The organism is Deltaproteobacteria bacterium (assembly GCA_016210005.1).
Taxonomy (GTDB): Bacteria; Desulfobacterota; Binatia; order HRBIN30; family JACQVA1; genus JACQVA1.
In genome coordinates this window covers 1-5,676 of the sequence record JACQVA010000042.1, presented here as the reverse complement: position 1 = coordinate 5,676, position 5,676 = coordinate 1, and the positions used below count along the sequence as shown (strand labels likewise).

The 5,676-nt window shown below is 67.0% G+C and carries 3 protein-coding genes; all 3 read left to right on the top strand.

Annotated features, from left to right (window positions below; all coding sequences use genetic code 11):
• Positions 1-319 precede the first annotated feature (319 nt).
• The 3 genes from HY699_05095 (at position 320) to HY699_05085 (ending at position 5,369) form a co-directional block, all read left to right on the top strand.
• Positions 320-1,228, top strand: coding sequence for an NAD(P)-dependent oxidoreductase (locus HY699_05095; GenBank protein MBI4515178.1), 909 nt, complete (start codon positions 320-322; stop codon positions 1,226-1,228).
• An 85-nt stretch (positions 1,229-1,313) separates the two neighbouring features.
• Positions 1,314-2,552, top strand: a complete 1,239-nt coding sequence (locus HY699_05090) for an aspartate aminotransferase family protein (protein ID MBI4515177.1) — start codon at positions 1,314-1,316, stop codon at positions 2,550-2,552.
• A 114-nt stretch (positions 2,553-2,666) separates the two neighbouring features.
• Positions 2,667-5,369: a hypothetical protein gene (locus tag HY699_05085; GenBank protein MBI4515176.1), complete on the top strand. Its 2,703-nt coding sequence runs from the start codon at positions 2,667-2,669 to the stop codon at positions 5,367-5,369.
• The last annotated feature ends 307 nt before the right edge of the window (positions 5,370-5,676 follow it).

Sequence of the window (5,676 nt, the reverse complement as noted above, 5' to 3'; positions counted from 1 at the left end):
GCGTGCCGTTCCGTTTGCTGGCCAGGATGTAAACGCAGAACTGCTTGTCCATAGCGCCAAACGCCAAACTGGATTCCCGCTTTCGCGGGAATGACGGCCATAACACCGAACCACGTTACCCACAAATTTGTCGCGCACCCCTTGTGCCTCGATCCGGATGACTTGGCCGTCAGCACGCTGGCGGCGGCCGGCAGAAGGACCTCGACTTCGTACGTGTTCTGCCGCCGAGTTGGCGTGTTGTTGAGGCTAGGTTGCACCGGCGTGGTTGCCTGGTTGCGTATCCGTGCTAAGCACAGGCGCGTATGGTGAGGAGAGTATGCTGAAGAACCAAAGGATTCTGATAGCCGGCCCGGCCAGTCAGGTCGCCTTCCCGCTGGCGCGCGAGTTGGCGAAGAGCAACCAGGTGTACGGGCTGGCCCGCTTCAGTAGCCAGGTCGATCGCGACCGGCTCGAGGCGGTCGGGGTGCACTGCATCGCGGCGGATCTGGCTACCGACTCCTTCGCCGCGGTGCCCGACGACTTCGACTACGTCCTGAACTTCGCGGTGGTGAAGAGCGGCGACGACAACTTCGCCTATGATCTCCAGGCGAACGCCGAAGGCGTCGGGCGCCTGATGTCTCATTGCCGCAAGGCCAAAGGCTGGCTGCAATGCTCCTCGGGCGGAGTCTATCAGTCCAATGGGCATCAGCCGTTGAAGGAGAGCGATCCGCTCGGTGACAACCACCGCTGCCTGCTGCCAACGTACAGCATCTGCAAGATCGCCTCGGAGACCGTGGCGCGTTTCGCTGCGCGCGAGTGGAACATCCCGACGGTGATAGCGCGCTTGAGCGTGCCCTACGGCGACAACGGCGGCTGGCCGTCGATGCACTTGGATTGGATGCTGGCCGGCTCCCTCATCCCGGTCCACAGCGACAAACCCAGCCTCTACAACCCGATTCACGAAGACGACTATATCGCTCAGGTGCCGAAGCTGCTGGCGGCGGCGAGCGTGCCGGCGGTAACGGTGAACTGGGGCGGTGACCCGGTGAGCATCGAAGAGTGGTGCGAGTTCATGGGCGCGCTGGCTGGCGTCGAGCCGAAGTTCTTCTACACCGACCGTACGCTCGCCAGCATCGTCATGGATCTCACCGTCATGCGTCAGCTGATCGGCCCGACGCAGGTGAACTGGCGCGACGGCATCCGCCGCATGATCCGGGCGCGACACCCGGAGTTGGCGCCGCGCGCGTGAGCGCGATTGCTACTGCCCGGCGCCCATACCCGGGATGCGGTGGCGGATTTGACTGCGCCGCGGCCGGAAACGTAAGGTGAAACCTATGGACCCACGTGCATCCGCCCTTACCCCCGAGCAATTCCTCGAACGCTACGGCCGCTACTTCAACCGTAAGCGCATCGAAGCCATTCGCAATCTCGAGTTTCTTTTCACCGAAGGCAGCGCCGAGGGCGCGTACTTCTGTGATGCCGAGGGCCGGCGGTTTCTCGATATGTGGTGTATGGGCGGCACATTCAGCCTCGGCCATCGCCACCCGGCGGTGCTCGCGGCCGCCGAGCGGGCGATGCGCGAGGAGGAATTCGGCAGCTTGTTCTTCTTCAGCGAGGCCAAGGGCAAGCTGGCGGAGAAGCTGGCCCAATGTACGCCCGGCCGGCTGGAAACTACGCATCCGGTAGTCACCGGCGGTGAGGCGATCGACCTGTCGATCAAGCTGGCCCGCGGCTCGACCGGGCGCAGTGAGATCCTTTACGCCGACCAGGGCTACCATGGCTGCACCGGCTTTGCGCTGTCGATGATGGCCAAGGGCGAGATGCGCGACTATGCTGAGCCGCTGGTACCTGACTTCCACGAGATCCGCTTCGGCGACGCTGCCGATCTGGCCGCCAAAATCTCCGAGCGCACCGCCGCGGTGGTGCTCGAACCCATCCGCACCGACGCCGACATGGCCATTGCTCCCACCGGCTATTTCGCTGAAGTGCGCCGCCTGTGCGACCGCACCGGCGCCAAACTGATCATCGACGAGGTCGTCTGTGGTATGGGCCGGCTCGGTCATCTGTGGGGCTGCCAGTACTGGGACGTCGAGCCCGACATGTTGGTCACCGCCAAGGGCTTCAGCGGCGGGCTTTACCCGATGTCGGCAGTGGTCACACGCCCAGAGTGTCTCGACTTCTTCGGCGAGTCGCCCTTCCGCACCATCTCGTCGTTCGCTTGGTCCAACATCGGCGCCCGCATCAGCTACGCGGCGTTGGTCGAGACCGAGCGGCTCCTGCCTCGACTCGCTACCATCGGCGACCGTCTCGAAGCCTGCCTCAAGACGCTACAGGCGCGTTACAGCTCGGTGCTGTTGCGGGTGCGGCGCGCGGGCATGATGTTCGGACTCGACTTCGCCGACGCGGCCACCGGTATGGGATTTCTCGACGCCATGTTCCGACTCGGCGTGCTGGTCGTCGCCTCCAGCCAGCGGTGGGATATCATCAAGCTTTACCCGCCATTGATCTTGGAACAGGAGCACATCGCTACGTTCGCCGAACACACGGAAAGCGTCCTGCGCCAACTGAGCTGAGGGCGGCGGAGCGGACGTGCGGGCGATACCCAGCGGCAAGTCGCCTTAGCCATCGAATGCGCCGCGGCAGTTGAACGTCCCAACCGCCATGACGCAACCGTACAGGCCAGCGCCGTGAGCGCGCAACAGGCCAGCGCCGTGAGCGCCCAAGTACTGCGGCTGCCGGTGCTGGGTGCGGGCGTGGCCGCCCTCGGCGGCAAGGGCATGAACTTGCAGCGGCTGATGGATTGCGGCCTGCCGGTGCCGGCGGCCTTCGTCATCACGGCTGCCGCTTATCAACAGCATGCCCAAGTCCCCGCTGTCAGCGCGGCTCTAGCTCTGGCCCTCGCCGCAGAGGGCGAAGAGCGCCGGCGTGCTCTGGCGGCGGCGCGCGACGCCATCGCCGGCGCGGCGCTGGCTCCGCAACTCGAACAGCAGATTGCGGCGGCGGTGGCCGAGTTGGGCGCAGGGGCGCTAGCCGTGCGTTCGTCCGCCACCGGCGAGGACGCCGCACACCATTCCTTTGCGGGGCAACATGACACCTTCCTGGGGGTGAGCGGGACGCCGGCGTGCTGCGACGCGGTGCGCCGCTGCTGGGCGTCGCTGTGGAGCGAGCGCGCGGTGGCGTACCGCGAAGGGGCCGGCCTTGATCCGCGCGCCACGGCGATGGCTGTGGTGTTGCAGCGTTGTGTGGCCGCCGAGGTGGCCGGCGTGTTGTTTACTTGCGATCCGGTGACGGGGCGCGGCGACCGCATTGTGATCGAAGCCGTCTGGGGTCTGGGCGAGAGCTTGGTCTCCGGTCGTGTGTCTCCCGACCGCGTGTTGCTCGATAAGGCCTCGCTGGCGATCGTCGAGCGTACGGCCGGGGCGAAGTCGTTGGCGCTGACTCTGGCCGCAGACGGCACGCGCGAAGAAGCGCTCTCGCGCGAGCGCGCCGCTGCGGTTTGCATCGATGACGTGCTCGCCCGGCGGCTGGCGCAACTCTCAGTGCGAATTGAAGCCGCCTGTGGTGCGGCGCAGGATGTGGAGTGGGCGCTGGCGGGCGGAGACATCGCACTGCTGCAGGCGCGCCCGGTCACCACCGTCGATTCGACCGACCGCCAGGTCTGGTCCAACACCAATGCCGGCGAGCTGCTCCCGGACGTGGCTACGCCGATGACTTTCGACATCCTGCGCCGAAGCGTCGATGCCTTGCTGCGCCCGATCATGTGGCGGTTCGCGATCGAAGTCGGCGAGCTGCCGATCCTCGGGCTGATAGCCGGGCGAGTTTACTTCAACGTCACCACCCTGGCGGCGATGCTGCGGCGGCTACCGGGAGTGGGGCGGCGCGACTTGGTCGAGCTGTTCGGCGGCGATCGCGAGCAGCTGATCGCGGCGCTGCCGGCGCTGGCGGCTGAGCGGCTGCCGGTGGTCAAGGTGCGGTGGTGGCGGATGCTGGCGCGTCTTCCCGGTACGATCCGGTGGTTGCTACGCGGAGCCGGCGTGCGCGGGCAAGTGGTAGCGCAAGTGGCCGCGCGCACCGACGAGCTGGTGGGGGCCGATCTGGCGGCGCTCGCCGACGAGACGCTGCTGCGCTGGCTGCCGCAGACGATCGAGGACTTCTTTGCGCAGGCGGATGAAGTGGCGCATGTGGTGGTTGGCATGGCGTGCGGTGGCTACCTCGCCACCGTGTGTCAGTGCTGGCTCGGCGACGCCGACGGAGCTATCGCCGGCCGGCTGCTGTCCGGAGTCGGCGGCCTGGATTCTGCCGAAGCTGGGTTGGAGTTGTGGCGGCTGGCCGAAGCCGCGCAAGTCCCCGAGGTGGCGGCCGCGCTGGCTCGCGGCGAGCCGTTTGCCGGCACGCGCGCGGCGCTCGGCGGCGGTGCTGCCGGCCAGGCGTGGCTGGCGCGCTGGGATTCCTTCATGGCGCAGCATGGCCATCACACCCGCGGTGAAGTCGACGTGGCCATCGCACGCTGGCGCGAAGAGCCGGACTACGTGCTCAACCTCGTCCGCAACTATCTCAACAACGGTGGCGGGCGTAGTCCGCTGGCGTTGCATCGCCGGCAGGCCGAAGACCGCCTCGCCCTGACGGCGGAGTGTGAGCGCCGCCTGCGCCAGCCGCTGCGGCGCGCACTGTTCCGTTGGCTGCTGTTACGGGCGCAGCGTGGGGTGGCGCTGCGGGAGACGGCCAAGAGCGAAGCCGTGCGCCGGCTTACTCTGATACGCACGATGTTGCTGGAGTTAGGCCGGCGCCTGGCCGCCCGCCGCCTGTTCTCCACTCCCAGTGACGTGTTCTTTGTTACCTTCGACGAGTTGTCGGCCAGCGTGCGCGGGCAGAGTACGTTTGAGGTGGCGGCGGCGGTGGCGCGCCGGCGCGCCGAGCACGCCGACAATCGGCGGCTGACGCCACCGCCGGTGGTGGTGGGCCGCTTCGATCCCCGCCGCCACCGTGCCGCGGTTGCTCCCGCCAGTGCGGCGCCGGGCGCGGTGTTGCGGGGTATCGCGGTCAGCCCGGGGCTGGCGCTCGGGCCGGCGCGCGTGATCTTGTACGCCGACACCGCTGAACACGTGCTGCCGGGTGAGATCCTCATCGCCCCGTTCACCGACCCGGGCTGGACGCCCTATTTCCTGTCGGCGGCCGGTATTGTCATGGATCTCGGCGGCGCGCTCAGCCACGGCAGCGTGGTGGCGCGCGAGTACGGCATCCCCGCGGTCGTCAACGTCGGCACCGCCACGCGCATTATTCGCACCGGACAACTGGTGCGCGTAGACGGCCTGCGCGGCGAGGTGACCGTGCTCGACCCCGAGGTTCCCGGTGGCAGCGAGCCGACAGACGATCGCACGCCCACGCCTTAGTTAGTACACTGGTTCGCCGAGACTCCGGGCTTAGTCTCACGTGGAGACGCGGAGACGCAGAGCCGGCTGGACACGGCCGGCTCACCCCGCATCTTCTCGCGGTGAGAAGGGCTCATAGGCATCGCACGCCGGCGCTGGCGACATTTCTACGCGCCGGGCGGCAAGGGGGCAATGGCATTCGCTTACGTTTGAGCAAATAGGACTGGTTGTTCGGTAACGACGCAAGCCACTGAGCTTGTGGCAGTTTTCGGCAGAGCGAAGGACTTTGCAATTTCTCGCTTGACCTTTGGCCGCTTTTCGGGCAAGG